Here is a 23,819-nt window from a genome sequence, read left to right as displayed (position 1 = left end):
CGATTTGACCCGACACGTCACCGCTTGAAGAATGATTTTCAGTTCCCTGACCTTCAATAACAACGAGGAAACGTTGTCATGCGCACTACACATTCTCTTGTCTGGCTGGCGGCATTGGGCTCCCTGACGTTTGGCACAAACGCACTGGCCGCCCAGTGGAACCTCGCCACGCCTTACGGCGACGCCAGTTTCCATACTCAGAATACCAAGCAGTTTGCAGAGGACGTGGCAGAAGCCACCAACGGCGATCTGACCATCACCGTACATAGCGGCGGCTCTCTGATCGCTCATCCCGAGATCAAGCCTTCCGTGCGGCGCGGAACCATCCAGGCCGGCGAAGTGTTCCTCTCCATCCTCTCCAACGAATCGCCGATCTATGAAGTCGACACCCTGCCCGGTCTGGCCGGCAGTTATGCGGACGCCTATGACCTGTGGCAGGCCTCCAAGCCAGTCATCACCCAGATGTTCGCCGAGCAGGGATTGATGCCCCTGTATGCCGTCGCGTGGCCGGCACAGGGGATCTACACCGATTTCGAACTGACCGACGCGTCACAGTTCGAGGGCCTGCGTGTCCGCGCGCCCAACATCAACACTCAACGCTTCGTCGAGAACCTCGGCGGTACGCCGACCGAAACCGAGGAAGCCGATATTCCCACCGCCTTCAGCACCGGCCGGGTCGATGCCATGATCACCTCGGTGTCCACCGGCAATTCCATGTCGGCATGGGACTACGTCTCTCATTACAATGACGCCAAGCTGTGGCTACCCAAGAATATCGTTTTCGTCAATCAGCGGGCCTTCGACCGTCTCGATGAAGACACTCAGCAGGCCGTGCTCGATGCCGCGGCCAAGGCCGAGCGCCGTGGCTGGCAGATGAGCCGCGAGGACAGCGCCCGGAGTGCCGAGGCGCTGGAGTCTCACGGCATTACCATCTCCACACCCAACGAGACGCTGGCCGCCGATCTCAAGGCTGCCGGCAATCAGCTCTTCCAGGATTGGCAGAGCCGCGCCGGTGAGCAGGCCCATGCACTGGTCGAGCGTTACCGCGAGCGCCAGTCCGCGCAATAAGCCCACCCTCGCCCGCTCGGCTCCGATGGTGCTCGGCGGGCGTTCTCACCGTTTGTGTGACTGACATGACATTCAGACTCGATAGACTCTATCGCCTCGGTGCCTGGGGCGCCGCTATCTGCATGCTGGCCATCTGCGCCATGGTCACCCTGCAGGTAATCCTGCGCTGTCTGGACGCCCTGTTGGTGATGGTCGGCGCCTCTCGGCTGGGTATCGAAATCCATGGCGTTGCCGAACTCGCCGCTTATCTGCTGGTGGGTGCGACCTTCCTGAGCCTGGCCTACACCTTCACACACCATGCCCATATTCGAGTGACGCTGCTCATCTCGCGACTACCGGCAGTCGTGCGCGTATGGGTCGAGACCGCCTGCCTGCTGATCGCACTGGCGCTGAGCGTACTGCTGGCCTGGGAACTGACCGGCCTGGTCCGTGAAAGCCTCGATTATGGCGACGTCTCCTCCGGGCTGCTCGCGATTCCGCTGTGGATTCCGCAAACGGTTCTGGTCGTCGGCATCGTACTGATGTGTCTGGCCCTGCTCGAAGCGTTGATCGCTACTCTCGTCACCGCCCTGACCGCTCCCTCCCGCTATGCGGCTCCCGAGTCGCAGGAGGGCGGCGAATGATGCCCGCCAAGGCTTGTGCTTGTGGAGACGTCTCATGCTGACGCTCAGTATCGCCATGATTTTCACCCTGGCCCTGCTGCTCGGCGGCGGCGTGTGGATCGCCTTCGCCCTGCTCGGCACCGGCTGGATTGCACTGAGCTTTTTCACCAGTTTCGACCCCGGCCCGATTCTCGCCTCCGACTTCTGGGGCGCCAGCTACGGCTGGGACCTCACCGCGCTACCGATGTTCGTGTGGATGGGAGAAGTGTTGTTCCGCTCCGGCCTGGCCGACAACATGTTCCGCGCCTTGGCGCCCTGGCTCAACCGCCTGCCGGGTCGCCTGCTGCATTCGAACATCATCGGCAGCGGCTTGTTTGCCGCCGTGTGTGGCTCCTCGGCGGCAACCTGCGCCACGGTGGGCAAGATGACCCTGCCCGAACTCGAGAGTCGTGGTTACGACAGCGGAATGGCCATCGGCACGCTGGCCAGTGCCTCGACGCTGGGCCTGTTGATACCGCCGTCGATCATGATGATCGTCTACGGCGTGGTCACCGAACAGTCGATCTCGCAACTGTTCATTGCCGGCGTGCTGCCCGGTCTGCTGCTGCTGGGGCTGTTCATGGCCTATCTGATCGGCTGGTCGCTGCTGATCGGGCAGCGCCGTGGCGGCGCGGGCCATGAGGAACCGCACCTGCCGCTGATGAAAAAACTGCGCAACAGCGCCCAGTTGATTCCGCTGCTGGTACTGATCAGCGGCATCCTCGGCAGCATCTATGGTGGGCTGGCCTCGCCCACCGAAGCTGCCGCGGTGGGCGTGGTGCTGTCGATAGTGATCGCGCGCTGGAACGGCCACTTCAACAGGACGATCTTTCTCGACTCCCTGTTTGCCGCACTGCGCACGTCATGCATGATCGCCTTCATCATCGCCGGCGCCTCGTTACTCTCCTCGGCGATGAGCTTCACGCAATTGCCCATGCAGCTGGCCAGCAATATCGCCGAGATGGGACTGTCTCCGACTGCCCTGCTGGTGGTGCTGACGCTGTTCCTGCTGGTGCTGGGCTGCTTTCTCGACGGGATCTCGCTGATCCTGCTGGTGACATCGATCGTCATGCCGCTGATCGACGCGGCAGGCTTCGATCTGATCTGGTTCGGCATCTATCTGGTCATCGTGGTCGAGATGTCGCAGATCACTCCGCCGGTGGGCTTCAATCTGTTCGTCATCCAGGGCATGACCGGCAAGGACATCCTGACCATCACCCGTGCCACGCTGCCGTTTTTTCTGTTGATGATCGTCGCCATCGTCCTGATGCATCTGTTCCCCGGCATCGTGCTCTATCTGCCTCAGGCGATGAGCGGCTGAGTTCCTCGGGTCGGAACGAGAAAAGGCCACCGGGCAATCACGGTGGCCTTTTTCATTCATCGAGTTTCATTCATCGAGACAAAACGCGCTTAAACGGGTTCGCGCGTATATTCGCCGTCCACCAAGCGCAGGATTCCCAGCGGATTGCCGCTCTTGAGCGCTTCGGGAAGGAACGCATCAGGCAGGTTCTGGTAACACACCGGACGCAGGTAGCGCTCGATGGCGAGCGTCCCCACCGAAGTGCCGCGCGCATCGGTAGTGGCCGGGTAAGGCCCGCCATGCACCATGGCATCGCCGACATCCACACCGGTGGGATAGCCGTTGAACAGCAGCCGACCGACCTTGTCCTCGAGAATCGCCATGAGCCCACCCTGACGCTCCAGGTCGACCGGCTCGGCCACCAGCGTCGCGGTCAACTGACCATCGAGGCGGCGCGCCGCGGCAACCATCTCTTCCGGTCCATCGACCTCGACCACCACGGTGACCGGGCCAAACACCTCCTCCAGCAGCGGCGATCCCTCTGACCACAACAGTGCCTTGTCCGCCTTGAACAGGCGCGCCTCGACCTGATGCGCGTCGGCGTCACCACGTGCCACTGCCTGCATGCCGCCAAGCCCCTCGAAGCGCTCGATGCCTTCGCGGTAATTGTCGCGCAACCCCGCATTGAGCATGTGCTGCCCCGGCTGTTGGCGCATCGCCTCGCCCAGCCGCTCGACAAAGCGGCTCATCTCCGGAGAGCGCTGTCCGATGATCAGCCCCGGATTGGTGCAGAACTGGCCACACCCCAGGGCCACCGAACTGGCCAGCCCTTGAGCAATCTCATCGCCACGCTGCTCCAGCGCCGTATCAAGCACGAACACCGGGTTGATGCTCGACATCTCGGCGAAGACCGGAATCGGCTCGGGACGCGCCTGGGCCAGGTCGAACAGCGCCCGACCACCGCGCTGCGAACCGGTGAAGCCCACCGCCTTGATCATCGGTTCCTGAACCAGCCGAGCGCCGACCTTGTCGCCGTAGATCATGTTGAACACCCCGCTGGGCATGCCCGTTCTCTCCACCGCGCGGCTGATGGCATTGGCGGTCAGCTCCGAGGTGATCAGATGGCCGGGATGCGCCTTGACCACTACCGGACACCCCGCCGCCAGCGCCGAGGCGGTGTCACCGCCAGCGACGGAAAAGGCGAAAGGGAAATTGCTGGCGCCGAACACGGCCACCGGGCCGATGCCGATCTTCATCTGACGCAGGTCGGGGCGCGGCGGTGTACGCTCGGGATCGGCGCGGTCGATTCGTGCCCCGAGACAATCACCACGACGCAGCACCTTGGCGAACAGGCGCAGCTGATTGCTGGTCCGCGCACGTTCACCGGTCAGCCGCCCTTCCGGCAGCGCCGTTTCGCGCTTGACCTCGGCAATCACATCATCGCCCAAAGCATCGATCTCATCGGCGATGGCCTCGAGAAAATCGGCGCGTTTTTCCGGCGACAGGGCACGATAGGCAGGAAAGGCGTCGGCCGCGGCACGCGCAGCGGCCGTCACTTCCTGTGCCGTGGCCTCATGGAAAGGCTGGTCGAACGCCTCGCCCGTGGCGGCATCGAGACTGAACAGCATGGTGTGGCCGCCCTCGGCCAGCCGTGTGCCACCGATGTACTGCTTGCCAAGAATCGTGGACATGCTTTCTCCTTGCACTATGGCGGCTTGCCAGTGGTCAATGGCTCATACTTTGTCCTGCTTAGCCTAATCGAGATGCACTCGCCCGCCATGAAACTCAAGGGTCGATATAAAAAAGACACTCCCCGCCACGCATTCTTACCGGTCGTCACGTCAGACGCGCCCCGCCTCATCCCGTGTGACCTGGAAACGGTAACGCCCGCGCAGTGTCTGCCCCCGGGCCAGTTCGACCAGGCCATGCTCCAGAGGCGCCTCGAGGTGGTGGGCATTGACATCATGCGTGACGGGCTCGAAGCAGAAGATATCGGCCTCACGACCCGGCGAGAACACCTGATAACGCGGGCAGGGCGGATCGGAATCGATGTACAGCGTCACCCCCCGCGATGGCCAGGCCAGCCGGGCGCGACCGTTCCAGCCGGTGAAAGCATTGTCGATCCGCTCATCCGGCAACCCCCTGGTGTGATTGAAATTCCACTCGGGCCGCTCGTCGATGGCACGCCAGTGTGTCGGCAGTTGCCGCGCGTCCACTTCCCAGACACCGTCCGCCTGCGCCTCGATCTCGGCGCCTGCGGTACGCGGCAGCCAAGGGTGCAGCCCCATTCCATAAGGCGCTGGCTGCTCGCCCTGATGGGTCACGGCCAGCTCGACGGTCAGCACCGCGCCGACGATGCGATAGACCAACGATGCGTGATAGAGAAACGGTGGCTGATGGTGGGACTCCAGCTCGAGGCTGACCTGCGAAAGGGTCTGCTGTCTGATGCGCCACGCCTGCTGCCAGCCGTCGCCATGCAGGGGCAGTGGCTCGCCGGGCTGATTGGCAGCCAGCCTGTAGTGTTCGCCCTGCCAGACGAAGCCCCCCTCCGCGATACGGTTGACCCAGGGCAACAGGGGATACAGTCCCAGCCGGTTGGGATCGCGCTCATCCTCGCGGCCCGGTCGGAAGATCGGTTCCGGGCCGTTTCCCCCCAGTGAGTCGAAGCGCACCACCGCGCCTCCGACCTCAGGCGCGACGACCAGGCGCAGCGAGGTATTTTCCAAGGTAATCGGCATATCGTCTCCTCATCGAATCGATCGGTACAGAATAGCGTGACGGAAACCCGGTGTGGGATGCCTGTCCCGATATCGGCATCTCGATGAAAACTCGCAGCATTATCCGGTCACGCGATTCAGCGTTCTGCTAATATAAATTCACTGTTTCAGACTAACGACAAGACAAACGGAACGGACTTCCCATGTTTCCCCCATCGTTTCACAAGGAGACAGTAACGCCATGTCGCACACCCTTTCGTCCAGAATGGGCGCCATCCTGCTGCTGCTGGCCTCGCTCGCGGGGCTTGCCATTGCCCTTTATGCCTATTTCACCCCGCTGACCGGTGTCACCGGCACTCTCGGTGCGCTGGCCATCATCCTGACAAGCATCGCGCTGGCCATTCTGGCACTGGCTCTGTCGGCGCTGAAAGGCCGTGGCGCTCGCAATGCACTTCGCGTTCTGATTTTGCTGGGGCTCGTCGGTGCCTGCTTCGCAGGACTCCTTCTGCACCAATGGTGGTTTTGTGTTGCCATGGCCATAGGTCTTGTCGGACTCATCCTCGACATGATCCGCTCCCCTCACGTTCAACGCCCCGCCCATTCATGAGGAGCCGCTCCATGGCAACATTGCTATCCACCGCGCAACGCTTCGGCACGGCCGCGGCGCTCGCCTTGTTCATCACGCCTGCTCCGCTGCTGGCACAGGACCAGCCGAACGCGGCGGACGAATCTCCCGGGCAGGAAAACGGTAGCGCGGAAAGCGAATCCGCCCGCCCGCCGATTCCGCTGGTGCCCGAAGAGCCGACCTGGGACAGTTTCCATGGCCAGCTCAACGCGCAGAAATACAGCCCGCTCAAGCAGATCACCGCCGACAATGTCGGCAATCTGGAAAAGGTCTGGGAGTTCAATACCGGCGATGTATCCGACGGCAGCGGCGATACGCCGGCCACCGTCTGGTCCGCGACGCCGATCTTTGCCAACGATACGATTTACGTGGGCACGCCCTTCTATCGGCTGATCGCGCTTGATCCCGGAACGGGCGAGGAAAAGTGGAGCTTCGACACGCATTCGAAACTGAAGGCCCTGACGCAGCCCGTATTGAAGAACCGTGGCGTCTCCTACTGGGAAGCCGACGATCCGGTGGCCGGCGAACCCTGCCAGAAGATCGTCTACATGGGCACGATGGATGCGCAGCTGTTTGCGCTAGATGCCGACAGCGGCGAACTGTGCGAGGGCTTCGCCGACAACGGCGTACTGAACGTCAACCAGTGGAACGACACTAACGACAAGTGGCCGCTGTCACTTCTGCAACCCCCTACCGTGGTGGGCGATCATCTGATTCTCGGCTGGGCCGGCATGGACTGGGCGTATGAGCAGGCGCCGCCCGGCACTGTCTGGTCGATCAACGCACAGACCGGCGAACGCGAATGGACCTTCCATGCGCTCTCCGACGACATGCGCCAGAAGAGCGGCACCGCCAACGTCTGGACGCACATGTCGGCCGACAGGGAGCACGGACTGGTCTACCTGCCGGTTTCCTCACCCTCACCCAATTACTGGGGCGGTAACCGCACCGAAGAGGTTCCCCTGGCGACCTCGACCACCGCACTCGATATCGATACCGGCGAGGTAGTCTGGTCGCGGCAGTGGGTGCATCACGACATCTGGGATTACGACACCAACGCTGCGCCAACACTGATGGACATCACGGTGGACGGCCAGCAGATCCCGGCGCTGGTGCAGGCGACCAAGCAGGGCTTTCTGTTTGTCGTCAATCGTCTGACCGGTGAGGATGTCTGGCCGATCGAGGAACGCCCGGTGCCTCAGGGCGACGGCTCCGTCGAGGGCGAGGTCTATGCGCCGACGCAGCCCTTCCCGACCAAGCCCGCCCCATTGCTCGATCAGTCCGAAAAGCCGGAAGTCTGGGGCTTGGCCGATGCCGTGGGCTTCGGACAGTGCTCGCGCCTCTGGGACCAGCTCGAGTATCGCGGCATGTACACACCGCCCACCACGAAGGGCGAGGGTGCGCTGGCCTACCCCGACAGCGCGGGCGGCGTGCAATGGGGAGGCGTGGCGTTCGACCCCGAGAGCCAGACGGCGATCGTGAACACCTCGCACATCGTGCAATACATCAAGCTGTATGATCGCGAGGCCTACGAGAAGGCCAATAGCGGGTCGGGTAACGAGAGCGGCTTTGCCGCGCAGGAAGGCGCGCCCTACGGGATGCGGCTGCTGGTGGCACGCAACTGGCTCGGCATGCCGTGCTGGGAACCGCCCTTTGGTGAGATCGTTGCCATCGACATGCACACCGGTGATGTGAAGTGGCGCCGCCCGGTAGGCGCTTCGCAGCAGTATGGCTTCTTCATGCCCGAACGCTGGGGCTCGCCCACCATCGGCGGCCCGGCAGTCACGGCCGGCGGGGTCATCTTCATCGGCGCCTCGATGGATGCCAAGCTCCGCGCCTACTCGCTCGAGACCGGCGAAGAACTCTGGTCCGATCAGGCCGAAGCCCCGGCCGTGGCGAATCCCTCGGTGTATGAGTACAAGGGCCGCGAATATGTCGCCTTCGTCGCGGGCGGCAATACGATCCTGAAGGATGAGGTCGGCGATCAGATCGCCGTCTACGCACTGCCCGAATAAGCCTCAAGGACACGGGCAACGTAAAGCGGGGCGGACCTTTGTGGCCGCCCCGCGTTACGTTACGAGGCAAGACGCCTTGGAACGCTTCCACGACGTCGCTGATGGCTGGCACTGTCCCAGGGCGGACCTTTGCGAAGCGGCTCTCTGGGCGGTCGGCCTTTCCTGGGGCAACACTCGTCATCCCTGGCGAACGGCCTTCGTGCGGGGCCGCCTATCGCCGGTCTAGCCTCGTGACCTGTTCGATAAAGCCAGGATTCAAGCTTTCGCTCTGCGCGTCTGTTTCCAGCGGTCGAACATCACCGCGAGCAGCAGGATCGCCCCACGCACCAGGTACTGATAGAAAGTCGGCACGTTGAGCAGGCCCATGGCGTTCTGTACGCAACCCATGATCAGCACCCCGACCAGCACGCCAGTGATCGAGGCCACCCCACCGGACAGCGACACTCCACCCAGCACACACGCCGAGATGACGGCGAGTTCCAATCCCTGCGAGGTGTTGGGATCGCCTAGGCCCATGCGCGAGGTAAGCAACACGCCGGCGACGCCGGCGACCACGCCCTGCAGCGCGAACACGGTGATCTTGAGCCGACGCACGTTGACGCCAGCCAGGCTCGCCGCCTCGGCGTTGCCGCCGGTGGCCAGCACGTTGCGCCCGAAGGCCGTCATGTTGAGCAGTACGCCGAAGATCACGAAGCATACGATCATCGTCCATACCGGCAGGGTCAGGCCCAGGAAGGAAGCGCTGCCCAGGTCAAAGAAACCCGGCACGGTAATCATCACCGCATCGCCGCCGGAGGTGATGTAGGCCAGCCCGCGGACGAACTCCATCGCCGCCAGAGTGGCGATCAACGAGTTGATGCCGAAGCGCGCCACTACGAAACCGTTGAAGGCCCCCACCGCCCCACCCGCGGCGACCCCCGCCAACACCCCGATGACGACACTGCCCGAAGTCGAGGTGATCACTGCTGCGACCACCCCGGAAAAGGCGACGATCGAGGCCACGGAAAGATCGACCTCGCCCAGCGCCAGCACCATCATCATGGTGGTGGCGATGGTGCCGATGAGCGTCACCGACAGCAGCAGGCCGACGATGTTGCGCCCGGTCAGGAAGTCGGGAACCAGCACCGACAGACCAATGAATAACAGAATGAAGATGGCGATCAGGCCCGAGGTGTCGAGCAGCGTACGCAGCGCCTTGGGCATGCCGCGGCGTCCCGCGGCATCGACATGGGGGGAATCTTCTGCGACGTCTTTGGTGAGTTTTTGTGTGGTCATGACGAATTCTCCATAATCGATATCAGGCGGGTAGCGCCAGTCCCAGCAGGCGCTCAGGCGTCGCCTCGTCTCGCGGTACGATCTCGACCAGCTCACCGTCGCGCATCACGCCGATGCGATCGCAGATCGAACTGACCTCGGCCAGGTCGCTGGAGATCACCACTACGCTCTTGCCCTGCTCGGCCAGGTCGTAGAGCAGGGAATAGATGTCGCGTCGCGCTCCCACGTCGATGCCGCGCGTCGGCTCGTCCATCACGAACAGCTCGATCTCTTCGGATAGCCAGCGCGCCAGGATCACCTTCTGCTGATTGCCGCCGGAGAGCGTGCTGATACGCGTTCTCGCATCCGGCGTCTTGATGCTCAGCTGGTGGATATAGTCGTTGGCGTTGGCCGCCTCGCGTGCCGGGCTGCGAAACAGGCCCCAGCGCTTGAAGAAGCGCCGGCAACTGATATTGAGATTGTCGGCGACGCTGGCCACCGGGAAGATGCCCTGCGACTTGCGATCCTCCGGGCACATGGCGATGCCGGCACGTATCGCCTCGCCCGGGCTGGCGAAGCGGCGTGCGTGGCCATCGAAGCGCACCACGCCCTCGTGGGCCCGCTCCACACCGCAGACCAGACGCATGAGTTCGCTGCGCCCGGCACCGACCAGACCGAACAGGCCGAACACCTCGCCACGCCGGACGGAAAAGCTCACGGGTGCGTGAACGCCGCGCCCGATCACCCCTTCGACCTCGATCAGGGTGTCGCCATGCTGACGCGTGCGGTAACCGTAGACATCCTCGATTTCACGGCCGACCATCTCGCTGACCAGCGTGTCGTGGTCGAGATGCTCAAGAGAGGTATGTGTCCGCACATGCTGGCCATCGCGAAAGATGGTCACGGCATCGCACATGTCGAAGACCTCTTCCATGCGATGAGTGACGTAGAGCACTACCCGCCCCTCGTCGCGCAGCCTCGCAACGATACGTTTGAGATGACGGATCTCCTGCACGGAGAGGCTGCTGGTGGGCTCATCGAAGGCGATGATCCGTGCATCGCGCAGCAACGCACGGCCGATCTCGATCATCTGCTGCTGACCGATCGACAGCTCGCGCACCTTGGTGGCGGGGTGAATCCCCTCCTCGCCCAAGTCACGCAGTACCTTGACGGCCCGGTCGTGGAGCGTACGGCGGTCGATGAATCCACGACGCTCGGGCAATTGTCCGAGCAGCAGGTTCTCGGCCACCGACAGGTTGGGCGACAGGGTCAGTTCCTGATAGATGATGGCGATGCCTTGAGCCAATGCCTCGCGGGCGTTGGCGAAAACGTGTCGTTGACCATCGATCCACAGCGCGCCGGCAGTGACCTTGTTGACCCCGCTGAGGACCTTGAGCAACGTCGACTTGCCGGCACCGTTCTCGCCCATCAGGGCATGCACTTCGCCGGCATTGGCCCCGAAGCTGACGCCGTCGAGCGCACGCACACCCGGAAACTCGACGGTAATGCCGTCGAAACGCAGATAAGGTTCGGCCATGATCCGGCTCCCGAAAATGACTCGCGAAGAAACACGCCCACGTCATGCATGGGCGTCGATGTGTCCTGCGTGGATTAAAGGACGAGGTCTGCGCGAACCTGCTGCCAGTTGTCCCGGGTCATCAGGGTGCCGGTGGTTTCGGTATTGGCCGGCGGCTTCACGTCTTCGGTGATCCAGGTGTAGAGATTGTCCGCCGTCTGCCGGCCATGCTGGGTCGAACTGACTGCCACGGTGCCGTAGAAGCCGGTGGGGTTTTCGCGTGAGAACTCGGCAAACGCCGCACCGGAGCCGTTGATGCCGACACCGATCACCTGCTCGGGGGAAAGACCGTACTGTTCGCTGGCGCGCACGCCGCCCAGCACGCTCTCCTCGTTGAGCGCATAAATGACCCAGTGTTCGAAATCGCCATGCTTGGAGAGGACCGGAGATGCCGCGGCAAAGGCGCTGCTGGTATCGGTGTTCTGCTGGGGCGCATCGAAGATGTTGGCTTGATTGAAACCGGCCTCGAGCAGCGCCTCGGTGGCACCGTCGGTGCGCTCCTTGGCGGTAGGCAGTTCATTGTTGGTGATGCGCAGCGCGGCGACCTCGTCCGGATCCCAACCGCGGGCCTGCATCTCTTCGGCGATGGCGTTGCCTACCTGCTGGCCGATCTTGTAACCCGACATGCCCAGGTGCGGCACATCAGCCAGAGGCTCGCCGCCCGCCCCGACGAACTGGTCGTCGACGGTAACCACCTTCATGCCGTACTGCTTGGCCCGGTTCATGATCGCCGGCCCCAGGCGCACGTCAGGCGGGCAGATGACGAAGCCCTGCGCCCCCTGGGAATTGAGATTGTCGATGGCGCTGAGCACCTGCTGGCCATCCTCGCCGGCCAGACGGACCACTTCGAAGCCCTTGTCTTCGCCGAGTTCGGTCGCTGCCCGTTGCTCGTTGATGAACCAGGCCTGCTCGGGCTTCTTGACGATGAAACCGATCTTGACGTTTTCCTCGGCGGCCTGTGCCGACCCCAGCGCTCCCCATGCCAGGCTTGCACTCAACGCCAGCCGGGTCAGTGTCGGTAGGAAAGACATTCGCGTTCTCCTTGCCCCTGGGGGCATTGTTGTTTTTCGATTACCACAACGTGGTCCGCCATGAATCGTCCCCACAATAGGCATGCGCGAAATAACCGACAAATCCCTTTTTATCCAAGAGGCGATAGTGAATTTGTTATCGGATAGCGATAAGTCGCGGCGCTGTGGGCATTGTGAGTCGTGACGTCGTCTTGCTGATGCGACTAAAGTTGGCTGAGTGGTATGACCAGTGCACGACTATCGGCCGCCGATCGGCGGCCGATACGTCATCCCATGATGCGGAGCATGCGGTCAGGGAGTGCCGCCAAGCGATTTCCGGGTAGAAAAGGCATAGACCGTGCGCGAGTGGTAGGTGTCGCCCGGCTCGAGAATGGTGGAGAGAAAATCGTCCTGATTGGGCGAGTCAGGGAAGTGTTGCGTTTCCAGCGCGAAGCCGGAGCGGTGCCGGTAAGGCTGTCCGCGCTTGCCGGTCAGATTGCCCGTGAGGAAATTGCCCGAATAGAACTGCAGCCCCGGCTCGGTCGTCGAGACTTCGAGCAGGCGTCCACTGTCGGGCTCCCACACCCGGGCGGCCAGCACGAGGCTATCGTCTGCCTTGTTTCCTTCAGCGCCGCTCGACTCGCGGGCGAGCACGAAATTATGGTCGTAGCCCTTGCCGTACTGCAGTTGCTGGTTGTCCTGCTCGATGCGCTCGCCGATCGGGGTTGGCTGGGTGAAATCGAAGGGCGTGCCAGCCACCGGTCGGATCTCGCCGGTCGGAATCAGCGTTTCGTCGACCGGAGTGAAAGCCTCGGCGTTGATCATCAGGTAATGATCGAGAATGGTACCGCTGCCTTCGCCCTCGAGATTGAAATAGCTGTGCTGAGTCAGGTTGACCGGTGTCGCCTGGGTCGTCGTGGCGTGATACTCGATGTCCAGCTCATCGGCATCGGTCAGGGTGTAGGTGACCCGCGTCTCCAATCTGCCGGGATATCCCTCCTCACCGTCCGCGCTGGTATAGGTCAACACCACGCCCCGTCCCTGGTCGTTCTCGAACGGTTCGGCCTGCCATAACACCTTGTCGAACCCCTGCTTTCCGCCATGCAGATGATTGGGACCGTCGTTGGTCGCCAGCTCGTAGGTCTGGCCATCAAGCGAGAACCGGCCATCGGCGATACGGTTGCCGTAGCGCCCGATCAGTGCACCGAAATAGGGGTTGGCGTCACGGTAGGTATCGGAGAGGTACTTTTCCAGCGAATCGAAACCCAGCACGATATCGTCGAATTGCCCTTTCACGTCAGGCGTGCGCAACGAGACGATGATGCCGCCGTAGTTGATCACACGCATCTCGATGCCGTTGGCATTGACGATGCGATAGACATCGACCTCACGGCCATCGGGCAACGTGCCGAACTGCGCCTGCTCGACACCGGCAGCTTCATGGCGCTGGGCACTGCCGCCGTGGGCAGCGTCATCGGCCTGTGCCGACTCCAGCATCAGCGCCGCAAGACCGATACCCAGCATCAGGCCTGAGAAAGAAACGTTGCGTGACATGGCAAGCTCCTGGCTTCCGTCCGGGAAGCAATGTTGTTGTTGGCGCTTCAAGAAGGAGACGCCCGAATCATATTAGACAGCCTGTAAATAACCGGCTAATAATGCTTCCTGCCAAAAACAATGCATCAATGGTTATCGATTCTCTACAGGAAGGCATGACATGGGCGTTCTCCCCGCCGACTGGTTTCTTCGTGCACGACTAAAGTTGCGTCATCTGCAGCTGTTTCTGGCCTTGGACGAGCAGCGCAATCTGCATCGCGCCGCCGAATGCCTGTCGATGAGTCAGCCCGCCGCATCCAAGCTGCTCGGCGATCTCGAGAGCCAGTTGGGCATGGCCCTTTTCGATCGGCATCCGCGGGGAGTGACCCCCAACTGGTACGGCGAAATCATGGTCCGCCATGCGCGCAGCATCCTTTCGGAACTGCATCATACCGGCGATGAACTCAACGCCCTGCGCGAGGGCAATACGGGAACGGTGGCGGTGGGAACGGTCATGGCACCGGCGGTAACGCTGCTGAGCAGCGCTATCGAGCGAGTGCATCGCGAACATCCCGGCTTGAAGGTGCGCGTCGACGTCAATGTGAGCAAGATGCTGATTCCCCGCCTGATGGAGGGAGAGTACGACTTTGCGATCACGCGGATTCCCGAAGGGTTTCCGGCCGAGCGCTTCGTGTTCGAAGAGATCGGTGAGGAGGAGATCTGCTTCGTGTGTCGCGAGGGCCATCCGCTCGCGGATCTGCCCTCGCTGGATCTGGAGGCTATGGTGGCCTATCCCTGGTCGTTGCAACCTCCCGGTGCCCTGATGCGCCAACGTGTCGACAACCTGTTTCTGCATCACGGCATGAATCCGCCGCGACAGATCGTCGACACGCCGGATATCCTGGTGTCGCTGGCGCTGGTCGACAAGTCCGACTCGCTCACCGTCACCACACGCCAGGTCGCGGAACTGCTGTGCTCCCCGCCGCGCTTTCGTATCCTGCCCTTCACTGAAAAGCTCAGCGTTCAGCCCTACGGGCTGGTCAGCCTGCGAGAGCAGCGCCTGTCGCCGGGTGCCGGCGTGCTGATGTCGACCCTGCGCGACATCATCCGTCACCCGTCCCGTGGAGGCATGTGACGCCGAGCGTCATTCGTGGAAGGGTTCGGTCTCGACCCGACGGCCCAGCATGAAGGCATCGGCCACATGGCGCAGCGGCGCCACGTCCACCTCGGAGCGCCGCGCCGCAATCAGCTCGGCAAAACGCGTGTAGAGGCCCGCATACTCCACATCCTCGCCGTCGAGCACGGTCTCGCCGTCGATCGTCAGCCGGCTGCCCCCCTGGGACAGGCTCAGGCGCCCGGCATCGGTCTCGACGTGAATGTCCCACGTCTGCGGTCCGGTCTGGCGGAAGTCGAGTTCCGCATGGATCGGCACCTGGTTCGCATCGCAGAAATCCAGTTGCGCGGCGATAGGCGCCTGACAGTTGGCGGGAAACGTCAATTCCGCCCGGGTCAGGAAGAAAGCCTGCGGCAGGATCGCGGTGGCGATCGACAGCGCATTGATGCCCGGATCGAACACGCCCAGCCCGCCCGGCTGCCAGATCCAGTCCTGACCTGGATGCCAGCGCCGGACATCCTCCTTCCATTCGATGGCGACGCGATGGATATTGCGATCCGTCAGCCATGCCTTCGCGCGGGCCACCCCGGCGGCGTGCCGGGAGTGCCAGGTCGCAAACAGGGTGCGCTGCGCCCGCTCGGCCCGGACACGGAGATCCTCCACTTCGCTCAGGGTCGCTCCGGGCGGTTTCTCCAGCATCACGTGCTTGCCACGGGCCAGCGCGACCTGGGCCTGTCGGTAGCGTACCTGGGGAGGCGTGCACAGCGACACGGCATCCACCTCCGGCATCGCGTCGAGCAGCGTCTCGATATCGGAATAATGAGGAAGACCCTCGAGTCGCGCATTGCGGCTGGCAATGGCAACGAGCTCGTAGTCCGGATTGTCCCGCAGGGCAGGGAGATGTTGATCCTTGGCGATCTTGCCGAAACCGACGATGGCGATCTTGAGCGCAGGCATGCAAGCGTCCTTTTGTGGCCGTTATCCAGATGTAGGCCACACCCTACCCTGCTCCTTCCATGCTGACCAATGGGCACAAGGCGATAAATCCATATCCTTTCGGTTATCGCGGGCTCGTTCGGCTATTGCGCGCTGGAAGCGCTGGCGCTAAAGGCGCTGGAGATAGGCCGTTCCGCCCAGATTGCGCATCTGCCTGCGAATCCAGGCGCTGCGCTGCTCGATATAGGATGAGGGACGCAAGGCACTCCAGGCCCGTGGATTGGGCAGTATGGCGGCGAGGCGGCTGGCCTGTACATCGTTGAGACTGGCGGCCGGAACGCCGAAGTAGTGCCGTGACGCCGCCTCGAGTCCGAAGACGCCGTTGTCCCATTCGGCGATATTGAGATAGACCTCGAGGATACGCTCCTTGGGCCACAGCAGCTCGATGAGCACCGTGAACCAGGCTTCCAGCCCCTTGCGGAGCCAGTTGCGTCCAGTCCACAGGAACAGGTTCTTGGCCGTCTGCTGGCTGAGCGTACTGGCGCCGCGCAGCGACTCTCCCCGGAACCAGGCATCCAGGGCTCTGCGCACCTGCACGAGATCGAACCCGGCATGGTCGGGAAAGCGCTGATCCTCGGCGGCAATCACCGCCAGCTTGGCGTTGTCGGGCAACCGCGCCCAGGGCGTCCACTGCTGGTGAATGTCCAGCGGCTCGCCGGATACCCAGGATCCGATCTTGCGCTCCACCATCACCATCGAGCCGAATACCGGCACCACGCGGAACAGCGCCACCAGCAGAACAGAGGCGACGATGAAACCGAGAAAGGAAAACAGCAAGATGCGCAGCGCTCTGCGCGGCCAGCTCTGCGTCATGCGCCCGCCTTGTGATCAATCGCTGAGTGTCGTGGCGGCCAGTATACCAGCGCCATGCGCAAGAGGGTTCTCATCACGGCACACCGGCTCAGGCCACGCCATACGCCAGAAACGACATGCCCCACCTGAGGTGGGGCATGGGTTGCCGTGCAGATCTTTGGGGCATCGAAACGTGTATGGTTATCCGCTCGCACCGAGATGGCGAGCATGGTAACGCAGATGATCTTCGATGAAGGTGGCGATGAAGAAGTAGCTATGATCGTAGCCGGGCTGGCGCCGTAGAGTCAGCGGATGATCGCGCTCCTGGCAGGCCGCCTCGAGACGCTCGGGCTTGAGCTGCTCCTCGAGAAAATTGTCGGCCTCGCCCTGATCGATGAACAGTTCCTGGCGGGAGGCCCCGCAGCGAACCAGCTCGCAGGCATCGTACTGCTTCCAGTCGCCGCGGTCGTCACCGAGATAATTCGAGAACGCCTTCTCCCCCCACGGTACCGCGCAGGGATTGACGATCGGTGCAAACGCCGACACCGAAGCAAAGCGCCCCGGCTGGCGCAGCGCCAGTACCAGCGCCCCATGACCGCCCATGGAATGGCCGCTGATCGCCTCGCGCCCATTGACGGGGAAGTGCTGGCGAACCACCGAAGGTAGTTCGTCGTTGACGTAATCGTACATGCGATAATGCCGCGCCCATGGCTCACGCTTGGCATTGACGTAGAAACCCGCCCCCGAACCGAAGTCGTAGCTGTCGTGCTCACCGGGCAGATCGAGCCCGCGCGGGCTGGTGTCGGGACATACGATAGCGATGCCCAGTTCGGCGGCCAGCCGTTGGGCGCCGGCCTTCTGCATGAAGTTCTCGTCGTTGCAGGTCAGTCCTGACAACCACCACAACAGCGGCACCTTGCCCTCTTCGGCCTGGGGCGGCAGGTAGATGGCGAAGATCATCTCGCAATCGAGGCTGCGGGCGCGATGCTTGTAGCGCTTGAGCCAGCCACCGAAGCTCTTGGTGGCGGACACCAGCTCCAGCGATTCGGTCATGGTCATGCTCGACTCCTTGAGAATCGCTCGGAGTGGTATCGACCGCCCCGAGCGCGAATGACGATGATGCTCAGTAGTGCAGCACAGAGCGGATGCTCTTGCCTTCATGCAGCAGCTCGAAGGCCTCGTTGATCTGCTCGAAGGGCAGATCGTGCGTGACGAACTCGTCGATCTTCAGCTCGCCCTTCATGTAGCGGTCGACATAACCCGGCAGCTCGCTGCGCCCCTTGACCCCGCCGAAGGCGGAGCCCTTCCATACCCGACCGGTCACCAGCTGGAACGGCCGCGTGGAGATCTCCTCGCCGGCGCCGGCCACGCCGATGATGATCGACTCGCCCCAGCCCTTGTGGCAGCACTCCAGCGCCGAGCGCATGACGTTGACGTTGCCGATGCACTCGAAGGAGTAGTCCACGCCACCGTCGGTCATGTCGACGATGACCTGCTGGATGGGATCGCTGTAATCCTTGGGATTGACGAACTCGGTGGCGCCGAACTGGCGCGCCATCTCGAACTTGTCGGGGTTGACGTCGATGGCGATGATGCGGCTGGCCCTGGCCATCTGCGCCCCCTGAATGACGGCGAGCCCGATGCCGCCCAGGCCGAATACCGCCACGGTGGAGCCCGGCTCGACCTTGGCGGTGTTGAGCACTGCGCCGATGCCGGTGGTCACGCCGCAGCCGAGCAGGCAGATCTTGTCCAGCGGCGCTTCCTTCGACACCTTGGCCAGGGAGACTTCCGGCAGTACGGTGTACTCGGAGAAGGTCGAGGTGCCCATGTAGTGGTGGATCATCTTGCCGTCGATCGAGAAGCGCGAGGTGCCGTCGGGCATCACGCCCTTGCCCTGGGTGGCGCGCACCGCGCTGCACAGGTTGGTCTTGCCCGACAGGCAGAACTTGCACTTGCCGCACTCGGCGGTGTACAGCGGAATGACGTGATCGCCGGGCTGCACGCTGGTCACGCCCGGGCCGACTTCCTCGACCACGCCGGCGCCTTCATGGCCGAGAATCGACGGGAACAGCCCCTCCGGGTCGGCGCCGGAGAGCGTAAAGGCATCGGTATGACAGACACCGGTGGCGGCGATGCGTACCAGCACCTCGCCCTCCTTGGGCCCCTCGACGTCGATTTCGGCGATTTCCAGCGGCTTGCCGGCTTCCCAGGCGATGGCGGCACGTGATTTCATCAAAATGCTCCTTGATCACTCATTGGTATCCTCGTATGGCGACGTTTCGTTACGACTGGCATACGATGGACGATCATTCGTGCCTTCAGTTTAGGCGAGGTCGGCAGGCACGATAAACGGGGCAGGACTCACAAGATTATTGCCAGGGAGCAACAATGCAGCGCTGGGATCGTATCGAAGCCTTCGTCGAAGTGGTGCGCCTCGGCACCTTTTCCGCTGCTGCGCGCCAGTTGAAAGTCTCGAGTTCGCATATCAGCCGTCTGGTCGGACAGCTGGAAAGCCAGCTCGGCACGCAGCTGCTCTATCGCACCACTCGCCAGATCCGGTTGACCGACGCCGGAACGCTCTACTACGAGCATTGCCGACATCTGTTCGACGGCTTCCGTGAGGCCGAAGCGGCACTCAACGAAATGCAGGCCAGCCCGCGCGGGGTGCTCAAGCTGACCTGCGCCACCACTTTCGGCGAGCGCTACGTTGCACCGCTGGTCAACGATTTCCAGTGCCTGCACCCGCAGCTGGAAATCAGGATGCACTTCACCAACCGTCAGGTGGAGCTGATCGATGAAGGCTATGACGTGGCGATTCGCATGGGGGTGCTCAAGGACTCCAGCCTGATCGCCAGGCGCCTGTGCGACCGTCGGGAATATGTGGTGGGCTCGCGGGAGTATTTCGAGCAGGTCTCGCGTCCACATAGTCTGGCGGAGCTTTCGGCCCACAATTGCTTGCTGGGATCACGCGACAGCTGGTTGTTCGATGTCGAAGGCACTCGCCGGGAAGTTCGCGTCACGGGCCGCTGGCAGGCCAATTCCGGCCCCGCTCTGCTCGATGCAGCGCTCAAGGGGCTGGGGCTTGCCCAGCTCCCGGATTATTACGTCCGGGAGCATCTCGCCAGCGGACACCTGATTTCCGTACTGGAGAACTATCTCTACACGGGAACCGCGGTATGGGTGGTCTATCCTCGCCATCGCCACCTCTCTCCCAAGATCCGCCAGTTCGTGGAGTTTCTCGTCGAGCGCCTGCCCTCCTCGGTAGGTCGTCAGCAGGCCGCTGGCAGCCTCAGCTTGCCAGCGTGCCGGCAGGATCCAGCGCAGCCTTCTGAAACAGATGACTGATATGGTCGTTCAGGTACTGGTCGGTGAAATTGGCCTCCCGAGCCAGCGATTCGGGGTCAGACAGATTGATCCACTGTCGCTCCCTGAGCATCACACCCTCCTCCCGGAACGCCGTGAACGTACGACTGATATGCACCGAGGAAAGCCCCAGTGCGTCGCCCAGCTGTTGCTGCGACAGCGGGACACGGAATCGGTGCATGGGGGATGACTGTGTGCGCTGCAGGCGCACATAGAGTTCATAGAGGAAATGGGCCACCTTCTGCCGCGCGCTACGCCGGGCCAAATTGATCAACCGCTCGGTGAGCAGGGCCTGATGATGTGAGGATATGGCGAAAAAGATCGTGGAGAGCAGCGGCGACTGGCGAAAGATATCGGTGAGATGGCGGTGAGGGAAGCGGCACACGACCCCTTCCTCGATCATTTCCACCGTGGTCAGCCGCTCCTGAAAGGCGAACTCGCGCAGGCCGATGATGTCGCCTGGTAAAAAGATATCCAGGATCTGCCGTGAGCCGTCCTCCATGTGCCGACACGAGTAGGCCCATCCTTCTGACAGCGTACAGAAATGGTCCGCTTTATCGCCTTCCTTCCAGAGCGGAACCGCCTTGCCGATATCCGTCGGGCTGCGCTCAAGGGAGCGCAGCAGCTCCTTGTCCTCGGCTGACAGTGTGGCGTAATGGTTAAAATAACGAATGATACAGCTATCTTTTGCGCTCATCTCATGTCGCTTCTGTAGCGGCTTGATATCAGGAAACATACTGGACCATTTCCCGATCCGTCTGGATTACGCTCAGCATCGCACGCCATCGCCAAACCGACGTTGACCTCGGTCACCGGAGAACATGAATGGTCCAGGGGTGGGCGACAAGCGAAAGACTTGCCCATGCGCTTTGGCTAAAATATACCGCTTCTCGTCAGTACGGCTCCTGCCGGAGTCCGCCAGAGACAGTATCGCGCATTCCGCGCTTTGCGAGATGCCGGTCATGCTGCTCTTTTTTTTCCAATGTGCCATGTAGCCATTTCAGAAGCGAGGAACATGAAGCCATCATACCACTCCCAGCAGAACGGCATCAGCTTCAAGGCCACCTGCCTTCGTGCCGGGCTTTATATCCTGTTTATCGTCATCCTGATGCAGGGGGTGCATCACGAGGCAAGCAGCGTAACGGCGATACGCTTCAGCGAGGGGGGCTTCACCGAAACCATGCAGAGTCTCCTGCTGGGATTCAGCGTGGCACTGCTGTTCTACGTGCATACTGCACTACGCCATTTTCGCTATCTGACCCTGCTGATGCTCGCCTTCCTGCTCGCCTCGCTCATTCGGGAGCAGGATGCCTTTCTTGACACTCACGTCTTTGATGGTGCCTGGCAGGTGCTGGTGTCATTGGTCGTGCTGCCCAGCCTGTTCGTCGTGCTCCGTAACCGCCGGTCATTTATCGAGGAATTCGTCCACTACGCCGACAGTTTCTCCTTCGGCCTGTTCGCCTCGGGCTTTCTCTGCACTTACGTATTCTCACGCCTGTTTGGCCGTAGCGAGTTCTGGGAAGCCTTCATGCAGGAAGCCTATCTCCGGATATTCAAGAATGTCGCCGAGGAGGTTACCGAGCTTTTCGGCTATATGCTGCTGCTGTTTGCCGTGCTCGAGCTGCTGCTGCTGGCCCGTCGTCAGTTGCGCCGGTCATAGCCCGCATAAAGAACGGACATAAAAAACGCCCGCGATGATCGCGGGCGTAGATCTGTCTTCGCTTGCTGCACTACGGATCACTCATCCAGGAATGAGCGCAACGCATCAGAGCGTGACGGATGGCGCAGCTTGCGCAGCGCCTTGGCTTCGATCTGGCGGATGCGCTCACGCGTCACATCGAACTGCTTGCCAACCTCTTCCAGGGTATGGTCGGTATTCATGTCGATACCGAAACGCATCCGCAGCACCTTGGCTTCACGCGCCGTCAGGCCACCCAGCACGTTGCGCGTCGTTTCGATCAGCCCCTCGTCGGTCGCGGAGTCGATGGGCAGGATCATGGTGCCGTCCTCGATGAAATCGCCCAGGTGCGAGTCGTCGTCGTCACCGATCGGCGTTTCCATGGAGATCGGCTCCTTGGCGATCTTGAGCACCTTGCGCACCTTGTCCTCGGGCATCTCGAGACGCTCGCCCAGCTCTTCCGGCGTCGGCTCGCGACCCATTTCCTGAAGCATCTGGCGCGAGACGCGATTGAGCTTGTTGATGGTCTCGATCATATGCACCGGGATACGGATGGTCCGCGCCTGGTCGGCGATGGAACGCGTGATCGCCTGACGGATCCACCATGTCGCATAGGTGGAGAACTTGTAGCCACGGCGATACTCGAACTTGTCCACCGCCTTCATCAGGCCGATGTTGCCCTCCTGAATCAGATCCAGGAACTGCAGTCCGCGGTTGGTGTACTTCTTGGCGATGGAGATCACCAGGCGCAGGTTAGCCTCGACCATCTCCTTCTTGGCGCGCCGCGCCTTGGCCTCGCCGATGGAGAGACGGCGGTTGACCTCCTTGATCCCCGGCACCCTTAGCTGGACCATCTGCTCTTCGAAGCCGATCTTGCGCTGGGCACGCTGGATGTCGCTCCGGAAGGGCTCCAGCGACTCGGCGAACTTGGCGTGCTTGCCGAGAAACACATCCAGCCACTCGGCGTTGGACTCGTTGCCGGGAAACTCGTTGATGAAGGTCTTGCGCGGAACCTTACCCTGCTTGACGAAGACCTGCATGATGGCCTTCTCTTGATCGCGAACCTGTTCGACGCTGATGCGCACCTGTCCGACAAGACGCTCGAAATGCTTGGGCACCAGCTTGATGGGCGAGAACAACTCGGCCAGGCGCGCCTGCTCGGCGCTGGCTTCGGTAGAACCCAGACCATGCTTGGCGATCGCTGCCTTGGTAGCCTCGTTCTGCTCGCGAATCTGCTCGAAGCGTGCGCGCGCCTCCTCGGGATCCGGCCCCCCCTCGGTGGCATTGTCCTCGCTGCTGTCTTCGGCGTCGTCGTCGTCACCGTCGGCGTCGTCGGCGTCCGCATCGATATCCGCGACCGGCTCTTCGACCACTTCCGCCTCGGCAACGCCAGGAATGCCTTCGTCCGGATCGATGAAGCCGGAAAACAGGTCGGACAGCCGCCCGGGAGCCTCTTCGTCCTGCGTGGCATCATAGGCTTCGAGAATGGAATCCACCGCGCCCGGCAGGTAGGCCAGCGCGGACATCACTTCGCGGGTACCTTCCTCGATACGTTTGGCGATGGCAATCTCGCCCTCGCGGGTCAGCAGTTCCACCGTTCCCATCTCGCGCATGTACATGCGCACCGGGTCGGTGGTCCGGCCGACGTCGTTCTCCACGGCAGCCAGCGCCGCCACCGCCTCCTCGGCGGCCGACTCATCGGTGGAATGATCCGCCATCATCAGGGTATCTTCATCCGGCGCGACCTCAACGACACTGATACCCATGTCGTTGATCATCGCGATGATGTCTTCCACCTGATCGGGATCGGCGATATCCTCGGGAAGATGGTCGTTGACCTCGGCATAGGTCAGGAAACCCTGTTCCTTGCCGCGAGCGATCAACTCCTTCAGACGTGACTGCTGCTGCGCATTTCCAGCCATAGAAACCCTATCTCGACGAAGAAGAATGAAGCACCTGGACGTAAATCAATAGGATCGAAGCGCCATCAAGCCAGCCAGTATAGCTGTTATCAGCGTTGTACTGCCAGTATTGTATTTGCGTCGGCGTCCAGGTGTGCTAGTGTGTTCGGCTATCTGTTTTTCCGCTGGTCACAAACATGGTGGTTTTTTGCGGAAATTCAACCTTGACTGCGAGT

20 protein-coding genes are annotated in these 23,819 nt (G+C 62.1%); 8 read left to right on the top strand and 12 right to left on the bottom strand.

Annotated elements, in window-relative coordinates:
* The first annotated feature begins 78 nt into the window (after nt 1–78).
* The 3 genes from ACYQ12_RS05105 to ACYQ12_RS05095 all read left to right on the top strand — a co-directional run bounded on the left by ACYQ12_RS05105 (nt 79) and on the right by ACYQ12_RS05095 (nt 3,030).
* Nucleotides 79–1,068 carry a TRAP transporter substrate-binding protein gene (locus ACYQ12_RS05105; RefSeq protein WP_459868654.1) on the top strand — a complete coding sequence of 330 codons (990 nt, stop codon included), beginning with the start codon at nt 79–81 and terminating at the stop codon, nt 1,066–1,068.
* A gap of 65 nt (nt 1,069–1,133) precedes the next feature.
* On the top strand, nt 1,134–1,691 hold the full coding sequence (locus ACYQ12_RS05100) for a TRAP transporter small permease (RefSeq protein ID WP_459868652.1): 558 nt from the start codon (nt 1,134–1,136) through the stop codon (nt 1,689–1,691).
* Between the two features lie 34 nt (nt 1,692–1,725).
* Nucleotides 1,726–3,030: a TRAP transporter large permease gene (locus ACYQ12_RS05095; protein WP_459868650.1), complete on the top strand. Its 1,305-nt coding sequence runs from the start codon at nt 1,726–1,728 to the stop codon at nt 3,028–3,030.
* An 89-nt stretch (nt 3,031–3,119) separates the two neighbouring features.
* On the opposite strand, the gene ACYQ12_RS05090 is transcribed toward ACYQ12_RS05095, so the two are convergent.
* Nucleotides 3,120–4,700, bottom strand: coding sequence for an aldehyde dehydrogenase (NADP(+)) (locus tag ACYQ12_RS05090; RefSeq protein WP_459868648.1), 1,581 nt, complete (start codon nt 4,698–4,700; stop codon nt 3,120–3,122).
* Between the two features lie 150 nt (nt 4,701–4,850).
* Nucleotides 4,851–5,747, bottom strand: coding sequence for an aldose 1-epimerase (locus tag ACYQ12_RS05085; RefSeq protein WP_459868646.1), 897 nt, complete (start codon nt 5,745–5,747; stop codon nt 4,851–4,853).
* A gap of 220 nt (nt 5,748–5,967) precedes the next feature.
* Here ACYQ12_RS05085 and ACYQ12_RS05080 point away from each other — a divergent pair, with 220 nt between their 5' ends.
* Both ACYQ12_RS05080 and ACYQ12_RS05075 read left to right on the top strand, forming a co-directional pair.
* Nucleotides 5,968–6,333: a hypothetical protein gene (locus ACYQ12_RS05080; protein ID WP_459868643.1), complete on the top strand. Its 366-nt coding sequence runs from the start codon at nt 5,968–5,970 to the stop codon at nt 6,331–6,333.
* 11 nt (nt 6,334–6,344) lie between these two features.
* Entirely contained in the window at nt 6,345–8,366 is a 2,022-nt protein-coding gene (locus tag ACYQ12_RS05075) for a pyrroloquinoline quinone-dependent dehydrogenase (protein WP_459868640.1), read from the top strand.
* A 255-nt stretch (nt 8,367–8,621) separates the two neighbouring features.
* Here the strand turns inward: ACYQ12_RS05075 and araH are convergent, their stop codons facing one another.
* From araH to ACYQ12_RS05055, 4 genes are all read right to left on the bottom strand, one after another.
* Complete coding sequence (gene araH, locus ACYQ12_RS05070) at nt 8,622–9,641, bottom strand: L-arabinose ABC transporter permease AraH (protein WP_459868637.1); 1,020 nt, start codon at nt 9,639–9,641, stop codon at nt 8,622–8,624.
* Between the two features lie 22 nt (nt 9,642–9,663).
* Entirely contained in the window at nt 9,664–11,157 is a 1,494-nt protein-coding gene (gene araG, locus ACYQ12_RS05065) for an L-arabinose ABC transporter ATP-binding protein AraG (RefSeq protein ID WP_459868634.1), read from the bottom strand.
* A 74-nt stretch (nt 11,158–11,231) separates the two neighbouring features.
* A complete protein-coding gene (locus ACYQ12_RS05060) occupies nt 11,232–12,227 on the bottom strand; it encodes an arabinose ABC transporter substrate-binding protein (RefSeq protein ID WP_459868631.1) in 996 nt (331 codons plus the stop codon).
* Nucleotides 12,228–12,518: 291 nt separating this feature from the next.
* The gene (locus tag ACYQ12_RS05055; protein ID WP_459868628.1) at nt 12,519–13,760 is read right to left on the bottom strand and encodes an aldose epimerase family protein; all 1,242 of its coding nucleotides are present in this window, start codon (nt 13,758–13,760) and stop codon (nt 12,519–12,521) included.
* Nucleotides 13,761–13,920: 160 nt separating this feature from the next.
* Here ACYQ12_RS05055 and ACYQ12_RS05050 point away from each other — a divergent pair, with 160 nt between their 5' ends.
* The gene (locus tag ACYQ12_RS05050; protein WP_459868625.1) at nt 13,921–14,874 is read left to right on the top strand and encodes a LysR substrate-binding domain-containing protein; all 954 of its coding nucleotides are present in this window, start codon (nt 13,921–13,923) and stop codon (nt 14,872–14,874) included.
* Between the two features lie 9 nt (nt 14,875–14,883).
* On the opposite strand, the gene ACYQ12_RS05045 is transcribed toward ACYQ12_RS05050, so the two are convergent.
* From ACYQ12_RS05045 to ACYQ12_RS05030, 4 genes are all read right to left on the bottom strand, one after another.
* Nucleotides 14,884–15,810, bottom strand: coding sequence for a Gfo/Idh/MocA family protein (locus tag ACYQ12_RS05045; protein WP_459868622.1), 927 nt, complete (start codon nt 15,808–15,810; stop codon nt 14,884–14,886).
* A gap of 147 nt (nt 15,811–15,957) precedes the next feature.
* Nucleotides 15,958–16,662 (bottom strand): monofunctional biosynthetic peptidoglycan transglycosylase, encoded by a 705-nt coding sequence (gene mtgA / locus ACYQ12_RS05040; RefSeq protein WP_459868619.1) that lies wholly within the window; start codon nt 16,660–16,662, stop codon nt 15,958–15,960.
* Nucleotides 16,663–16,842: 180 nt separating this feature from the next.
* Nucleotides 16,843–17,700, bottom strand: coding sequence for an S-formylglutathione hydrolase (gene fghA, locus ACYQ12_RS05035; RefSeq protein ID WP_459868616.1), 858 nt, complete (start codon nt 17,698–17,700; stop codon nt 16,843–16,845).
* A 64-nt stretch (nt 17,701–17,764) separates the two neighbouring features.
* Complete coding sequence (locus ACYQ12_RS05030) at nt 17,765–18,874, bottom strand: S-(hydroxymethyl)glutathione dehydrogenase/class III alcohol dehydrogenase (protein WP_459868613.1); 1,110 nt, start codon at nt 18,872–18,874, stop codon at nt 17,765–17,767.
* Nucleotides 18,875–19,029: 155 nt separating this feature from the next.
* Here ACYQ12_RS05030 and ACYQ12_RS05025 point away from each other — a divergent pair, with 155 nt between their 5' ends.
* On the top strand, nt 19,030–19,986 hold the full coding sequence (locus ACYQ12_RS05025; protein ID WP_459868610.1) for a LysR family transcriptional regulator: 957 nt from the start codon (nt 19,030–19,032) through the stop codon (nt 19,984–19,986).
* On the opposite strand, the gene ACYQ12_RS05020 is transcribed toward ACYQ12_RS05025, so the two are convergent.
* Complete coding sequence (locus ACYQ12_RS05020) at nt 19,931–20,701, bottom strand: Crp/Fnr family transcriptional regulator (RefSeq protein WP_459868607.1); 771 nt, start codon at nt 20,699–20,701, stop codon at nt 19,931–19,933. The two genes, ACYQ12_RS05025 and ACYQ12_RS05020, sit on opposite strands and share 56 nt — an antisense overlap.
* 318 nt (nt 20,702–21,019) lie before the next feature.
* Between ACYQ12_RS05020 and ACYQ12_RS05015 the strand changes: the two genes are divergently transcribed.
* A complete protein-coding gene (locus ACYQ12_RS05015) occupies nt 21,020–21,664 on the top strand; it encodes a hypothetical protein (protein ID WP_459868604.1) in 645 nt (214 codons plus the stop codon).
* A 77-nt stretch (nt 21,665–21,741) separates the two neighbouring features.
* Here the strand turns inward: ACYQ12_RS05015 and rpoD are convergent, their stop codons facing one another.
* Entirely contained in the window at nt 21,742–23,604 is a 1,863-nt protein-coding gene (gene rpoD / locus ACYQ12_RS05010; RefSeq protein ID WP_459868601.1) for an RNA polymerase sigma factor RpoD, read from the bottom strand.
* Nucleotides 23,605–23,819 lie beyond the last annotated feature (215 nt).

It is taken from the genome of Halomonas shantousis, assembly GCF_054654615.1.
The sequence above is the reverse complement of the archived record's forward strand: the minus strand, read 5'-3'. Positions and strand labels throughout refer to the sequence as shown.